Below are 13,002 nucleotides of genomic sequence, written 5' to 3'. Positions count from 1 at the left end.
GCTAGGATACTGATCCGGTTGCCTGTCGACCATGCCTGTCGTGGATCTGACCTGCAGGCCACAAGACAAAATGCTGCGCATGAACGAGCCGGAATAAAAGTAGTCTGTTCTGCGTGAAAAGAATTCTCGAAGTGCCACAGTGGCGCTTCGCTACCCTGAGATAGCCGTCTTCCATGTTTGGTTCCAACGACGACAAAAAGACGCCGGCCGCGGCTGGTGAAAAGAAAGGCCTGTTCGGCTGGCTGCGCAAAAAGCCCCAGCAACCTGTTGCCGAGCAGCCACAACCTCCCGCACCGATTGAGCCGGAGCAGGTTGCAACGCCGCCAGTCGAAATTATTTCGACTCCGGTTGCAGCACCTGAGCCCGTTCAGATTGCCGCGGTCGAAGCCCCGCACGCGCCGTCCGTCGGGTTGGTCCTGCCGGTTCCTGAAGAGCCGGTAGCGCTGGTCGCCGACCTGGAGCCGCATGAACCTCCCCCCATCCCGGAACGTCCGGTACAGGTGGAAGCGGCCCAGCCTGCGCCGCTGGTGGTTGAGCCTATGCCCGTGCCTGTGGTTACAGCGCCAGAACCTGTTGCGCCACCGGTAGTCCTGGCCGAGCCTGCGCCGGTAGCGCCGGTAGCGCCGGTAGCGGTTGCAGAACCTGCGCCTGTCGAAGACGTTGTTCCCGTCAGTACCGAGGAAAGCAAGGGCGGTTTCTTCGCTCGCCTCAAGCAAGGATTGTCCAAGACCAGCGCCAGCATTGGTGAGGGCATGGCCAGCCTGTTCCTGGGCAAGAAAGCGATCGATGATGATCTGCTCGACGAAATCGAGACCCGCCTGCTGACCGCAGATGTCGGTGTTGAAGCCACCTCGACAATTGTCCAGAGTCTGACCCAGAAGGTCGCGCGTAAGCAGTTGGCCGACAGCGATGCCTTGTACAAGTCGCTGCAGGGTGAACTGGCTGACCTGCTCAAGCCAGTCGAGCAGCCATTGCGCATCCATTCCCAGGCCAAACCTTTTGTGATTCTGGTCGTGGGTGTCAACGGTGCCGGCAAAACCACCACCATCGGCAAGCTGGCGAAAAAGCTTCAGCTTGAAGGCAAGAAAGTCATGCTGGCAGCCGGTGACACTTTCCGTGCCGCCGCCGTCGAGCAACTGCAGGTGTGGGGCGAGCGTAACAATATTCCGGTCATTGCCCAGCACACTGGCGCCGATTCCGCTTCAGTGATCTTCGATGCTGTCCAGGCTGCGAAGGCGCGGGGTGTTGATGTGTTGATCGCCGATACCGCCGGTCGACTGCATACCAAAGACAACCTGATGGAAGAATTGAAGAAGGTCCGTCGGGTCATCGGCAAGCTCGATGCCGACGCACCTCACGAGGTCTTGCTGGTGCTCGATGCTGGCACTGGGCAAAACGCTATCAACCAGGCCAAGCACTTCAATCAGAGTGTCGAGCTCACAGGCCTGGCCCTGACCAAGCTCGACGGCACCGCCAAAGGCGGCGTCATCTTTGCCCTGGCCAAGCAGTTCGGCTTGCCGATCCGCTATATTGGCGTGGGTGAAGGTATTGACGATTTGCGCACCTTCGAAGCAGAACCCTTCGTGAAAGCACTGTTTGCCGAGCGGGAGCACCCATGATTCGATTCGAACAGGTCGCCAAGCGCTACCCCAATGGTCACGTAGGCCTGCATGAGTTGAGTTTTCGGGTGCGTCGGGGCGAATTCCTGTTCGTCACCGGTCATTCCGGCGCGGGCAAAAGTACGTTGCTGCGCCTGTTGCTGGCCATGGAGCGGCCTACCAGCGGCAAACTGTTGCTGGCCGGACAAGATCTGGGACAGATCAGTAATGCCCAGATCCCCTTCCTGCGCCGGCAAATCGGCGTAGTGTTCCAGAATCACCAACTGCTGTTCGACCGTACCGTGTTCAACAACGTTGCCTTGCCGCTACAGATCCTCGGACTGTCCAAGGTCGAAGTTGCCAAGCGCGTCGACTCGGCGCTCGAGCGCGTAGCGCTTTCGGACAAAGCCGAGTTGTATCCTGGCGATTTGTCCACCGGACAACAGCAGCGCGTTGGTATTGCCCGCGCCATTGTCCATCGCCCGGCCTTGCTGCTGGCGGATGAGCCCACCGGTAACCTCGACCCGCGCCTGGCCGCAGAGATCATGGGTGTATTTGAAGATATCAACCGCCTGGGCACCAGCGTGCTGATCGCCAGTCACGACCTGGCGCTGATTGCGCGTATGCGCCATCGCATGCTGACACTGCAACGCGGTCGCTTGATCGGCGACGGGGAGGCCGGGCAATGAGTGCGACACGCAGTCCCAAGGTTTCCGAGCGCGTGGCCCCCAAGGCCGCCGATCCGCAACCGGAAAAAAACAAACGCAGCAGCCATGACGACGATGGTCCTGACTTCCGCACTCTTCTGCATGCCTGGCTGGAAAGTCATCGCTCCAGCCTGCTCGATAGTTTGCGCCGTCTGGCCAAGCAGCCAATAGGCAGCTTTTTCACCTGCCTGGTGATGGCTGTGGCCCTGAGCTTGCCCATGGGGCTGTCGTTGCTGCTGAGCAACGTCGAGCGTCTGGGAGGATCGTGGCAGCGAGCGGCACAGATTTCCCTGTATCTCAAGTTGGATGCCAGCAGCCGCGATGGCGAAGCGCTGCGTGAGCAGATCAAGGGTTTGCCTGGCGTTGCCGAGGCCGAATACGTTAGTCGTGAAAAAGCCCTGGAAGAATTTCAACAGCAATCGGGCCTGGGCGATGCCCTGCGTGAATTGCCGGATAATCCACTTCCCGGTGTGGTTGTCGTAACCCCGGCGGAGGTCGACAAGCCAGCGCTGGAAGCCTTGCGCCAGCGCCTTGCAGAGCTCCCCAAGGTGGATGTAGCGCAACTGGATCTGGTCTGGGTCGAGCGTCTGGCGGCGATTCTGAAGCTGGGCGACCGTTTTGTGTTCGGCCTGACTGTCTTACTGGTATCGGCGCTGCTTTTGGTAATTGGTAACACAATTCGCCTGCACATCGAGAACCGCCGTACCGAAATTGAAGTCATCAAGCTGGTAGGCGGCACTGACAGCTATGTACGCCGGCCTTTCCTGTACATGGGTGCGTTGTATGGTCTGGGCGCCGGGGTGTTGGCCTGGGGTGTACTGGCATTTGGCCTGAGCTGGCTGAACGACGCGGTTATTGGCCTTTCCGGGCTTTATGGCAGTGATTTCGCCTTGGCCGGGGTTCCGCCTGCCGATGGTCTGTCGCTCTTGCTTGGAGCGGTGTTGTTAGGGTATATCGGTGCTTGGATTGCGGTCGCCCGCCATTTGCGAGAGCTTGCACCGCGATAGTGTCTTTTTGCTGCTATTGACTCTTTTCATATTCAGGGAACTTGTTTCGCGGTTCCCGGTCAATGTTGGCAGTGCCTGAGGGCACGAGTTTAGTGAGTCGGAGGTTTTTTCGTATGACCACTTCGTTGCAACCTGCCTATGCCCTGGTTCCCGGTGCAAACCTGGAGGCCTACGTGCACACAGTCAACAGCATTCCACTGCTGTCGCCTGAGCAGGAGCGTGAACTGGCCGAGAGTCTCTACTATGAGCAAAATCTAGAGGCAGCTCGGCAGATGGTGCTCGCGCACCTGCGCTTTGTCGTACATATCGCTCGCAGTTATTCGGGCTACGGGCTGGCCCAGGCTGACCTGATTCAGGAAGGCAACGTTGGCCTGATGAAAGCGGTCAAACGTTTCAATCCTGAAATGGGTGTGCGCCTGGTGTCCTTTGCTGTGCACTGGATCAAAGCCGAGATTCACGAGTTCATTCTGCGTAACTGGCGCATCGTCAAAGTCGCTACCACCAAGGCCCAGCGCAAACTGTTCTTCAACCTGCGCAGCCAGAAAAAACGCCTGGCCTGGCTGAACAACGATGAAGTTCATCGTGTTGCTGAAAGCCTGGGCGTCGAGCCACGTGAAGTGCGCGAGATGGAGAGCCGCCTGACCGGTCAGGACATGGCCTTTGACCCAGCGTCCGAAGCTGATGACGACAGTGCTTTCCAGTCGCCGGCCAATTACCTGGAAGACCATCGCTACGACCCGGCTCGTCAGTTGGAAGATGCCGACTGGAGCGACAACTCCACCAGCAATCTGCATGAAGCACTGCAGGGCCTGGATGATCGTAGCCGTGACATTCTCTATCAGCGCTGGCTGGCAGAAGAAAAGGCCACACTGCATGATCTGGCCGAGAAATACAGCGTGTCTGCCGAACGCATTCGTCAGCTGGAAAAGAATGCGATGAACAAGGTGAAAGCCTTGATCGCAATCTAAGTCGCGACAAACAAAAAGCCCCGAAGTGTCGGGGCTTTTTTTAGGCATCACGGATTTTCGTGGCTAGATGGGGCAGGGCTGGGTTGTGCACTGCAAATGTATGCTTATCCCGTTACGGCATCATCAAGAGTTACGGCCACCTCCCGTTCGGTACGCCCCCAGGTCAGACAATTAATCGATGTTGCAGGTGAGCTGCAGGATATGGTCGTGTTCGTGAATGGTTCTGTTAGCGAGCACTTCAATCGCCGCCACCTGTTCGCTGGTCAGGTTGTATCCTTCATCCCCTCGCTGGGGCGCTGTCCACCCCATGATTGCCGCTAGCTGTGGATCGCATCCGTCAGGCAGCGCGATTTCATAAGCTAGTTGTTCGGTCTCTCTATCGAATGCTTCGATGATGTATTTCAAGGTTCCACCTCGCGTGCATTGCCCGAAAGTCCTTAGGCAACTTCATATAGGCGCCGAGAGATTGTCATACCGAACCGGCAATCCGTGAAAACCCTTTTTTATGGTGCCGGGCCATTCACGCGACAACGCCGGTCTATAATCGCGCCACGTTGGCCCCGCCACTCTTTCCGCCACCCATGTCGAGACTGTTATGACCATTTCCTTGTATGCCGCTTCTGTTCCTGTTTTCAAGCAAATGCTCAACGCCTTGAGTGAGGTTCTGAACAAGGCCGAAGCTCACGCTACGGCTAAAAACATTGATCCGAGCGTCTTCCTGCAGGCTCGCCTTTATCCGGATATGTTTCCACTGGTTCGCCAGGTGCAGATCGCGGTTGATTTCGCCAAGGGTGTATCGGCACGCCTGGCTGAGGTCGAGTTGCCGAAATACGATGACAGCGAAACCACCTTTGCTGAGTTGCAAGCACTGATCAGTAAGGTTCTGGCTTTCCTGGACGGCGTTGCGCCAGCGCAGATCGATGGCAAGGAAGGTATTGAAATCGTGACCCGTCCGGGTACGCCGAAAGAGAAGCGCTTCACTGGCCAGGCCTATTTGCTGACCTACGGTCTGCCGCAGTTCTTCTTCCATGTCACCACCACTTACGCAATCCTTCGTCACAATGGTGTGGAAGTGGGCAAGCGTGATTACATGGGCGCGTTCTAAGGCATTTACCCCGTAATCGGCAAATAATGAAAACCCGGCAAAGTGTGCGCTTTGCCGGGTTTTTTATTGCTTCCAGGGCGCCTTGCGCGGGCTTTCCAATTGAACCAGGTAACCACTGCCACCCAACTGACGCATCTGTTGCCGAATCCAGCCGGCTCGCCGAGCCACGTAGCTGCTTGGGCGGCTAGCGCTCCAGTTCAGCGGGCTGGGTAGTACTGCTGCGAGCAGGCTGGCCTGCTGGCGGCTAAGGCGGCTGGCATCGACACCGAAATGGTGTTGCGCCGCGGCTTGGGCGCCAAACACGCCTTCGCCCCACTCAGCGCTGTTGAGATAAACCTCAAGAATTCGCTCCTTTGACCAGAGCAACTCGATCAGGGCGGTGAACCAGGCCTCCAGGCCTTTGCGCAGCCAACTGCGCCCTGACCAGAGGAATTGGTTTTTCGCCACTTGCTGGCTGAGGGTGCTGGCGCCGCGAATGCTACCGCCGCGTTCGTTGTGGGCCAGGGCTGCCTGAATGGCAATGAAATCGAAGCCCCAGTGATTGGCGAACTTCTGGTCCTCACCGGCAATGACCGCCACCTTGAGCTCGTCGGATATTCGCTCCCAAGGCTCCCAGTCGCGCTGCAGGTCGATAGGTTGGCCGTTGAACCAGGATTCGATCTTGCGTTCGACCATCAACGCAGTGCCGGGTGGAGGTATCCAGCGCAGCACCAGCACCAATAAGGCACTGCCGGCGGCGAACCAGAGCAGGGCGCGGGTAAGACGGCGGATTATGGAAGACAACATAGAGATGGCTTGGCCGAACCGATTGAGCGGGCCATTATACAGACCCTGTGATGACTAGGAGTCGCCCCATGTTGCGTAGTTTTCTTTTGCTCGCCGCGTTTTTCGGCTTCACTGGCGTCGCCTTGGGGGCATTTGCCGCTCATGGTTTGAAAGGGCGCTTGAGCAGCGAATACCTGGCGATCTTCCAGACAGGTGTAACCTATCAGTTGGTCCATGCCCTGGCGTTGTTCGGGGTTGCCGTACTGGCTACGCAGTTGCCGGGGCGCCTGGTGGGTTGGGCTGGCGGCTTGTTTACCCTGGGTATCGTACTTTTCTCGGGCAGCCTTTACCTGCTGACCCTCAGCGGGATTGGCAAACTGGGCATAATCACTCCAATCGGCGGCATGGCCTTCCTCGGTGGTTGGTTGTGCCTGGGCCTGGCAGCCTGGCGCCTGGGTTGACTCGGCGGTCCGAATCGAGACGAATGGCGATGCTTGGCCTTGGTCGCAGCACCTGATCAGGGCTAGAATGCGGGCCCCTAAAAATAATGGTGGCCGTGCGCATGCGCATTCAATTGAACGGTGAACCCTTCGAGTTGCCCGATGGCGAAAACGTCGAGGCCCTGCTGACCCGCCTGGACCTTGTCGGGCGCCGTGTCGCGGTAGAGCTCAACCTGGACATCGTGCCACGTAGCCAGCATGCAGCCACAGCGCTGCGTGAAGGCGATCAGGTCGAAGTCGTGCATGCCATCGGCGGCGGCTAGAGGCCCAGGATTACCTTGCAAGTCCCTCAACCATTCAGAGGATATCCGATGAGCAACCTTCGCAGCGACAAGCCCTTCACGCTGGCCGGCCGTACCTTTCAGTCGCGCCTGCTGGTCGGCACTGGCAAGTACCGTGACCTTGAAGAAACCCGCCTGGCCATTGAAGCCTCGGGTGCCGAGATCGTCACCGTGGCCGTGCGCCGTACCAATATCGGCCAGAACCCGGGCGAACCGAATCTGCTCGATGTGCTGCCGCCGGATCGCTACACCATTTTGCCGAACACCGCGGGTTGCTATGACGCGGTCGAGGCCGTGCGCACCTGCCGCCTGGCCCGTGAGCTGCTTGACGGCCACAACCTGGTCAAGTTGGAAGTGCTGGCCGACCAGAAAACCCTGTTCCCCAACGTCATTGAAACAATCAAGGCCGCCGAAGTGCTGGTCAAGGATGGTTTCGACGTGATGGTCTACACCAGCGACGATCCAATCATCGCCCGTCAGCTGGCTGAAATCGGTTGTATCGCTGTTATGCCGTTGGCGGGCCTGATTGGCACCGGCTTGGGCATCTGCAACCCGTACAACCTGCAGATCATCCTTGAAGAATCAAAAGTACCGGTACTGGTAGATGCCGGCGTCGGCACTGCTTCGGACGCTACAATCGCCATGGAAATGGGGTGCGAGGCGGTGCTGATGAACTCGGCCATTGCCAACGCCCAGCAACCGATCATGATGGCAGAAGCCATGAAGCACGCCATTGTCGCGGGTCGTCTGGCTTACCTGGCCGGTCGTATGCCGAAGAAACTCTATGCCAGCGCCTCGTCGCCGCTGGATGGTCTGATCAAGTAAGAGCTCCTGATGACTGAATCGCAAGAAACGCCGATCTCCACTGACGGCGAAGAGCGCCAACACCGCCGTATCAAAAGTTTCGTGATGCGCGCCGGGCGTATGACCGAGGGCCAGCAACGTGGCCTGGAGCAGGGTGGTCCACTGTTCATTCTGCCGTTGGCCGATAGCCCGGTCGACTACGACCAGGTATTTGGCCGTTCAGCGCCGCGTACCCTGGAGATTGGTTTCGGCATGGGCCATTCCTTGCTGGAAATGGCTGCTGCGGCACCGGAGCAGGATTTTATCGGTGTCGAAGTACACCGGCCAGGTGTCGGTGCGCTGCTCAATGGCGTGCTGACCCAGGGTTTGAAGAACCTGCGGGTGTATGACTGCGATGCGATCGAAGTGCTGAACAAGTGCGTGGCTGACAACAGTCTCGATCGGCTGATGCTGTTTTTCCCTGACCCATGGCACAAAAGCCGTCACCACAAGCGGCGTATCGTTCAGCCCGAGTTTGCCGAGCTGGTGCGCAGCAAGCTCAAGGTGGGCGGCGTATTCCATATGGCTACCGACTGGGAACCCTATGCTGAATACATGCTGGAAGTGATGAATGTGGCGCCGGGTTACCGCAACCTGGCAGCGGACGGCAAATGCGTAGAGCGTCCGGCTGAGCGCCCGATCACCAAGTTCGAACGCCGTGGCGAGCGACTTGGGCATGGGGTTTGGGATCTGAAGTTCGAAAAGCTGGCGTAAGCCTGTAGCGGGGCAAGGCGAATCGTCGCCCTGCCTCGCGATGCATTCAGCGTCGGTCAGCAACTACGCCAATCAATACCAGCACAACCAGCAACACCGGCGCCAACGCATAGTTGTTGAATTGCGCCAACCCGCGCACTACCCACGGCGTTGCGTAGATCAGCGCAGCACCACTGCCGATCATCACCAACAGCGCCATGAAAGGCACGCGCAAGGCACCTGCCAGGCCGCCCAGGCGTTGTTCCACCCAGCCTTTGATATCCGTGCCAAACAACACCAGCAAGCAGCCTACAAGCGCCAGTGCGATTTCCGATAGATTGCTGCGACTCCAGCGAGAAACTGTCGAGAGCAGGTCGAGTACCAAGTCCATTCGCAATCCTTAGGTCAAGAAATACTGCAGCAGGTCATTGAGAAACAACTGGCCCCGAGGGGTGGCGACCAGTCGCGTCGTTTCGACCTGCAAAAGGCCTTTTTGTTCGGCCTCGCGCCGTGCAGCGGTGAGTTGTTCCAGCGCCAGCCCAGTGCGTTGGCTGAACAGTTCGGCGTCGACCCCCTGGGTCAGGCGCAGGGCGTTCATCAGGAATTCGAAGGGTAGCTCGTCTATCGGCAGCAACTTTTCGCCAGCCTTGAAGGCTTTGGTCGGGTTGAGGTAGTCCTTGGGCAGGCGGGTCTTCCAGGTGCGCAGAATGCGTCCGTCTGGATGGCTGAGTTTGCCGTGGGCGCCGGCGCCGATGCCGATGAAGTCGCCAAAGCTCCAGTAATTGAGGTTGTGGCGCGCGGCGCGGCCGGTCTGGGCATAGGCCGACACTTCGTACTGGTTATAGCCGTGACTGGCCAGCAGGGCTTGGCCGGCTTCCTGGATGTCCCAGAGAATATCGTCTTCTGGCAGCATGGGTGGCTGGTTCCAGAACACCGTGTTGGGCTCCAGAGTCAGCTGGTACCAGGACAGGTGCGTAGGTTGCAGCGCGATAGCCTGGCGCAGGTCATTCAAGGCGTCGTCCAGCGACTGATCAGGCAGGCCGTGCATCAAGTCCAGGTTGAAATTGTCGAAGCCGGCATTGCGCGCCATATCGGCGGCGCGGATGGCTTCGTCGCCGTTGTGGATGCGGCCCAGGGCTTCAAGCTTGGCCTGTTGAAAGCTCTGGATACCAATCGACAGGCGATTGATGCCCAATTGTCGGTAGGCCTTGAACTTTTCCTGCTCGAAGGTTCCTGGGTTGGCCTCCAAGGTGATCTCGATATCGCTGGCAAATGGGATGCGTTGCTCTACCCCCGCCAGCAAACGGCCCAGCGCGCGAGCACTGAACAGGCTCGGGGTGCCGCCGCCGAAGAAGATCGAGCTGATCGACCGCCCATAGACTGCGCCCAGCTCCTGGTCCAGGTCGGCCAGCAAGGCATCGACATAAGCCTCTTCCGGTAGCTCGGGGGTAGCGGCGTGAGAGTTGAAATCGCAGTACGGGCATTTACGCACGCACCAGGGGATGTGAATGTACAGCGCCAGGGGCGGCAGTTGTGTAAGTGCCGCCCGTGGTGTTTGGGACGTAAAGCCAGCCTCGCCCAGATGCAGTGGCTGTGCCGGCGAATGATCGATCATGCCAGGCCCAGACGTTGACGCAACAGGCTCATGGCACGGGCACGGTGGCTGATCTGGTTCTTGTCGGCGGGGCTCAGTTCGGCGCTGGAACAGTCGCGTTCCGGTACCCAGAACAGCGGGTCATAGCCAAAACCGTGCTCGCCGCTGGCTTCGGTAAGGATGCGCCCGTGCCAGAGTCCTTCGCAGAGGATCGGCAGCGGATCGTCGGCATGGCGTACCAGCGCCAGGACACAGACGAACTGGGCGCCGCGTTGCTCTTGCGGTACATCCTTGAGAACGTCGAGGAGCTTGGCGTTGTTGGCTGCATCACCCTTGCCGTCGGCATAGCGTGCCGAGTAGATCCCAGGGGCGCCACCAAGGAAGTCGACGGCCAGGCCGGAGTCGTCGGCCAGCGCCGGCATGCCCGAAATGCGTGCTGCATTGCGTGCCTTGAGGATGGCATTCTCAACGAACGACAGGCCGGTCTCTTCCGGTTCGATGCTGCTGAATTCGCCAATTGAACGCAGTTGCACGGTATCACCGAGCATGGCCTGCAGTTCCTTGAGTTTGCCGGCGTTATGGCTGGCCAATACGATTTGTTGAAAAGTCATCATTCGCCTGGGAAAAGCTCTTGGTTGAAACTGATGGTTTCGGTTTTGCCGCCAGTATCAACGTTGATAGTGAAAGTACGGGTTTCCTGTTGGTGCACAGGATATTGGGCGATGTAATAGATCGCGCCTTGTTCGTTGATCTGTTTGAACTTCAGCGGGATCGAATTGCTGGTGAGATCCTTGACGCTGCCGCTGACCTGGGTAACCACGGGTTTGCCGGCCTTGATCACCGAAACGTTGATCACGCCCTGGTTTTTGCTACGAACCAGTTCGGCAGCCTTGGCGATGTCCGGTTGCAGGAAGGTCGAGATGAAGGTGCTGTAGTGCACCGTGGTGTCTCCGAAGACTTCCTGGCGTTCGCCCTTGATGGCGTCGGCAGCAACTGCTGTGACACTTAAGCAGGCAGTCAGAAAAAAACTCAACAAGCGACCCATGATCGTTCTCCTCCAGTGTGCGGGTTAAACTGCGACCTTATGTTGGGTAAGGCCGGGGCTGCTGACACGGTAAATGCCGATCTCCCCTAGAAGATTAGGCCATAGCTTGCTTGCCCACCCGTGGCGGTGCAAATGGTCAACGGCCAGCCGGTCGAGAACTTGTGCGCGACGTTCGCTGCACAGCGCCTCGAAATCTTCAAAGGTGCAGAAGTGGATGTTCGGCGTGTTGTACCAGGTATACGGCATGAAGTCCGAGACCGGCATGCGACCTTTGGTCGCCAGGTACCAGCGGCAGCGCCAGTGGCCGAAATTGGGAAAGGTAATGATGCACTGGCGACCCACGCGCAGCATTTCATCGAGGATCCGGTCGGGGTACTCCACAGCCTGCAGGGCCTGGGTCATGACCACGACATCGAAACTGTTGCTGGCAAAATTGCCCAGCCCTTTGTCGAGGTCCTGCTCAATGACGTTCACGCCTTTGGCGACACACTGAGCGATGTTGTCCGGGTCGATTTCCAGGCCATAACCGCTGACCTGCTTGTTGTCACGCAGTGAAGCCAGCAGTTCACCAGTACCGCAACCGAGGTCGAGTACCCGGCTGCCGGCGGGGATCCAGTCTTGGATGATTTCCAGGTCGGCTCTCATAGGGTCCTCAGCAGACGATGCGGTTCATGTAGTTCGTGAATCCCGTGATGTAGCGCGGGGTCGGGATCAGGAAGGCATCGTGGCCATAGGGCGAGTCGATATCCAGGTAGCAGACGTTCTTGCGTGCAGCGATCAGCGCGTCGACGATCTCCCGCGAACGAGCAGGCGAGAAGCGCCAATCGGTAGTGAAGGACATCACACAGTACTGCGCCGTGACGTTGGCCAGGGCTGCCACCAAGTCGCCGCCATGGGCAGCGGCGGGGTCGAAGTAGTCCAGCGCCTTGGTCATCAGCAGATAAGTGTTGGCATCGAAGCGGCCAGAGAACTCTTCACCCTGATAACGCAGGTAGCTTTCGACCTGGAATTCGACACTGTGAAAGTCGTAGTTGAGCTTGTCGCTTTTGAGCTCACGGCCGAATTTTTCACCCATGGAGTCATCGGACAGGTACGTGATGTGCCCGACCATGCGTGCGAGCATCAAGCCGCGCTTGGGGATTACGCCTTGATCCTGGAACGAGCCACCGTGGAACTCGGGGTCGGTAAGGATGGCCTGGCGGGCGACCTCGTTGAAGGCGATGTTCTGTGCCGACAGCTTCGGTGCCGAAGCGATGTCCAGGCAGTGACGTACGCGATCAGGGTAAGTGATGGTCCACTGCAGGGCTTGCATGCCGCCCAGGCTGCCGCCGATCACGGCTGCCCACTGGGTGATACCCAGGCGGTCGGCCAGGCGAGCCTGACTGTGAACCCAGTCTTGCACCGTCAGCACCGGGAAATCGGCGCCATAAGGCTTGCCAGTGGCCGGATTGATGCTGCTTGGGCCGGTGCTGCCGTTGCAGCCGCCCAGGTTGTTCAGGCTGACCACGAAAAAACGGTTGGTATCGATCGGCTTGCCTGGACCGATGCAACTGTCCCACCAGCCCGGCTTGCGATCGTCCGGGCTATGGTAGCCCGCCGCGTGGTGGTGACCGGACAACGCATGGCAGATCAACACGGCGTTGCTGGCCGAGCTGTTGAGTGTGCCGTAGGTTTCGTAGATCAGTTCATAGGCGTTCAGCGAGCGGCCACAGGCCAAGGCCAAGGGCTCGTTGAACTGCGCCAGTTGCGGTGTTACCAGACCGACCGAATCTTCGGGAAAGACAGTGGACATCGACCCTGCTCACGCTTAAATGAGGCGTAAGTCTAAAGACCACTGATGTGTGCGGCAAGGAAGGAAAGCATCACGGGGCACGGCCGTTCCCAGCCTGTGGTACA

The 13,002-nt window shown here is 58.7% G+C and carries 16 protein-coding genes and 1 pseudogene; 9 read left to right on the top strand and 8 right to left on the bottom strand.

Features of this window, described 5'->3' with window-relative positions; translation table 11 throughout:
• Positions 1 to 173 precede the first annotated feature (173 nt).
• The 4 genes from ftsY (at position 174) to rpoH (ending at position 4,280) form a co-directional block, all read left to right on the top strand.
• Entirely contained in the window at positions 174 to 1,619 is a 1,446-nt protein-coding gene (gene ftsY / locus V0R60_RS02875) for a signal recognition particle-docking protein FtsY (protein ID WP_330078900.1), read from the top strand.
• Entirely contained in the window at positions 1,616 to 2,287 is a 672-nt protein-coding gene (gene ftsE / locus V0R60_RS02870; RefSeq protein WP_065757980.1) for a cell division ATP-binding protein FtsE, read from the top strand. Before ftsY ends, ftsE begins: the two co-directional genes overlap by 4 nt.
• Entirely contained in the window at positions 2,284 to 3,312 is a 1,029-nt protein-coding gene (ftsX, locus tag V0R60_RS02865; protein ID WP_136478611.1) for a permease-like cell division protein FtsX, read from the top strand. Before ftsE ends, ftsX begins: the two co-directional genes overlap by 4 nt.
• A gap of 113 nt (positions 3,313 to 3,425) precedes the next feature.
• Complete coding sequence (rpoH, locus tag V0R60_RS02860; RefSeq protein WP_136478610.1) at positions 3,426 to 4,280, top strand: RNA polymerase sigma factor RpoH; 855 nt, start codon at positions 3,426 to 3,428, stop codon at positions 4,278 to 4,280.
• A 171-nt stretch (positions 4,281 to 4,451) separates the two neighbouring features.
• Here rpoH and V0R60_RS02855 read toward each other — a convergent pair whose 3' ends face one another.
• Positions 4,452 to 4,685: a DUF7683 domain-containing protein gene (locus tag V0R60_RS02855; RefSeq protein WP_136478609.1), complete on the bottom strand. Its 234-nt coding sequence runs from the start codon at positions 4,683 to 4,685 to the stop codon at positions 4,452 to 4,454.
• A 190-nt stretch (positions 4,686 to 4,875) separates the two neighbouring features.
• Between V0R60_RS02855 and V0R60_RS02850 the strand changes: the two genes are divergently transcribed.
• Entirely contained in the window at positions 4,876 to 5,385 is a 510-nt protein-coding gene (locus V0R60_RS02850) for a DUF1993 domain-containing protein (protein ID WP_136478608.1), read from the top strand.
• Positions 5,386 to 5,448: 63 nt separating this feature from the next.
• On the opposite strand, the pseudogene mtgA reads toward V0R60_RS02850, so the two are convergent.
• Positions 5,449 to 6,206 (bottom strand): annotated as a pseudogene (gene mtgA, locus V0R60_RS02845) (monofunctional biosynthetic peptidoglycan transglycosylase).
• A gap of 33 nt (positions 6,207 to 6,239) precedes the next feature.
• Between mtgA and V0R60_RS02840 the strand changes: the two are divergent.
• From V0R60_RS02840 to trmB, 4 genes are all read left to right on the top strand, one after another.
• Positions 6,240 to 6,611 (top strand): DUF423 domain-containing protein, encoded by a 372-nt coding sequence (locus tag V0R60_RS02840; RefSeq protein ID WP_136478606.1) that lies wholly within the window; start codon positions 6,240 to 6,242, stop codon positions 6,609 to 6,611.
• Positions 6,612 to 6,712: 101 nt separating this feature from the next.
• Positions 6,713 to 6,913, top strand: a complete 201-nt coding sequence (gene thiS, locus V0R60_RS02835; RefSeq protein ID WP_136478605.1) for a sulfur carrier protein ThiS — start codon at positions 6,713 to 6,715, stop codon at positions 6,911 to 6,913.
• A 48-nt stretch (positions 6,914 to 6,961) separates the two neighbouring features.
• The gene (locus tag V0R60_RS02830) at positions 6,962 to 7,756 is read left to right on the top strand and encodes a thiazole synthase (RefSeq protein ID WP_136478604.1); all 795 of its coding nucleotides are present in this window, start codon (positions 6,962 to 6,964) and stop codon (positions 7,754 to 7,756) included.
• Positions 7,757 to 7,765: 9 nt separating this feature from the next.
• The gene (gene trmB, locus V0R60_RS02825) at positions 7,766 to 8,488 is read left to right on the top strand and encodes a tRNA (guanosine(46)-N7)-methyltransferase TrmB (protein WP_136478603.1); all 723 of its coding nucleotides are present in this window, start codon (positions 7,766 to 7,768) and stop codon (positions 8,486 to 8,488) included.
• 46 nt (positions 8,489 to 8,534) lie between these two features.
• Here trmB and V0R60_RS02820 read toward each other — a convergent pair whose 3' ends face one another.
• From V0R60_RS02820 to metX, 6 genes are read right to left on the bottom strand one after another with little or no spacing between them, the layout of a single operon-like run.
• Positions 8,535 to 8,858 carry a DUF3392 family protein gene (locus V0R60_RS02820; protein ID WP_136478602.1) on the bottom strand — a complete coding sequence of 108 codons (324 nt, stop codon included), beginning with the start codon at positions 8,856 to 8,858 and terminating at the stop codon, positions 8,535 to 8,537.
• A gap of 9 nt (positions 8,859 to 8,867) precedes the next feature.
• The gene (hemW, locus tag V0R60_RS02815) at positions 8,868 to 10,082 is read right to left on the bottom strand and encodes a radical SAM family heme chaperone HemW (protein WP_330078901.1); all 1,215 of its coding nucleotides are present in this window, start codon (positions 10,080 to 10,082) and stop codon (positions 8,868 to 8,870) included.
• Entirely contained in the window at positions 10,079 to 10,675 is a 597-nt protein-coding gene (gene rdgB, locus V0R60_RS02810) for an RdgB/HAM1 family non-canonical purine NTP pyrophosphatase (RefSeq protein WP_330078902.1), read from the bottom strand. The genes hemW and rdgB overlap by 4 nt, the downstream gene beginning before the upstream one ends.
• Complete coding sequence (locus V0R60_RS02805; protein WP_136478599.1) at positions 10,672 to 11,106, bottom strand: DUF4426 domain-containing protein; 435 nt, start codon at positions 11,104 to 11,106, stop codon at positions 10,672 to 10,674. Before V0R60_RS02805 ends, rdgB begins: the two co-directional genes overlap by 4 nt.
• Positions 11,107 to 11,130: 24 nt before the next feature.
• Positions 11,131 to 11,751 (bottom strand): methionine biosynthesis protein MetW, encoded by a 621-nt coding sequence (metW, locus tag V0R60_RS02800; RefSeq protein WP_136478598.1) that lies wholly within the window; start codon positions 11,749 to 11,751, stop codon positions 11,131 to 11,133.
• Positions 11,752 to 11,758: 7 nt separating this feature from the next.
• Positions 11,759 to 12,898 (bottom strand): homoserine O-succinyltransferase MetX, encoded by a 1,140-nt coding sequence (gene metX, locus V0R60_RS02795; RefSeq protein WP_136478597.1) that lies wholly within the window; start codon positions 12,896 to 12,898, stop codon positions 11,759 to 11,761.
• Positions 12,899 to 13,002 lie beyond the last annotated feature (104 nt).

It is taken from the genome of Pseudomonas auratipiscis (assembly GCF_036324085.1).
GTDB lineage: Bacteria > Pseudomonadota > Gammaproteobacteria > Pseudomonadales > Pseudomonadaceae > Aquipseudomonas > Aquipseudomonas auratipiscis.
The sequence above is the reverse complement of the archived record's forward strand: the minus strand, read 5'-3'. Positions and strand labels throughout refer to the sequence as shown.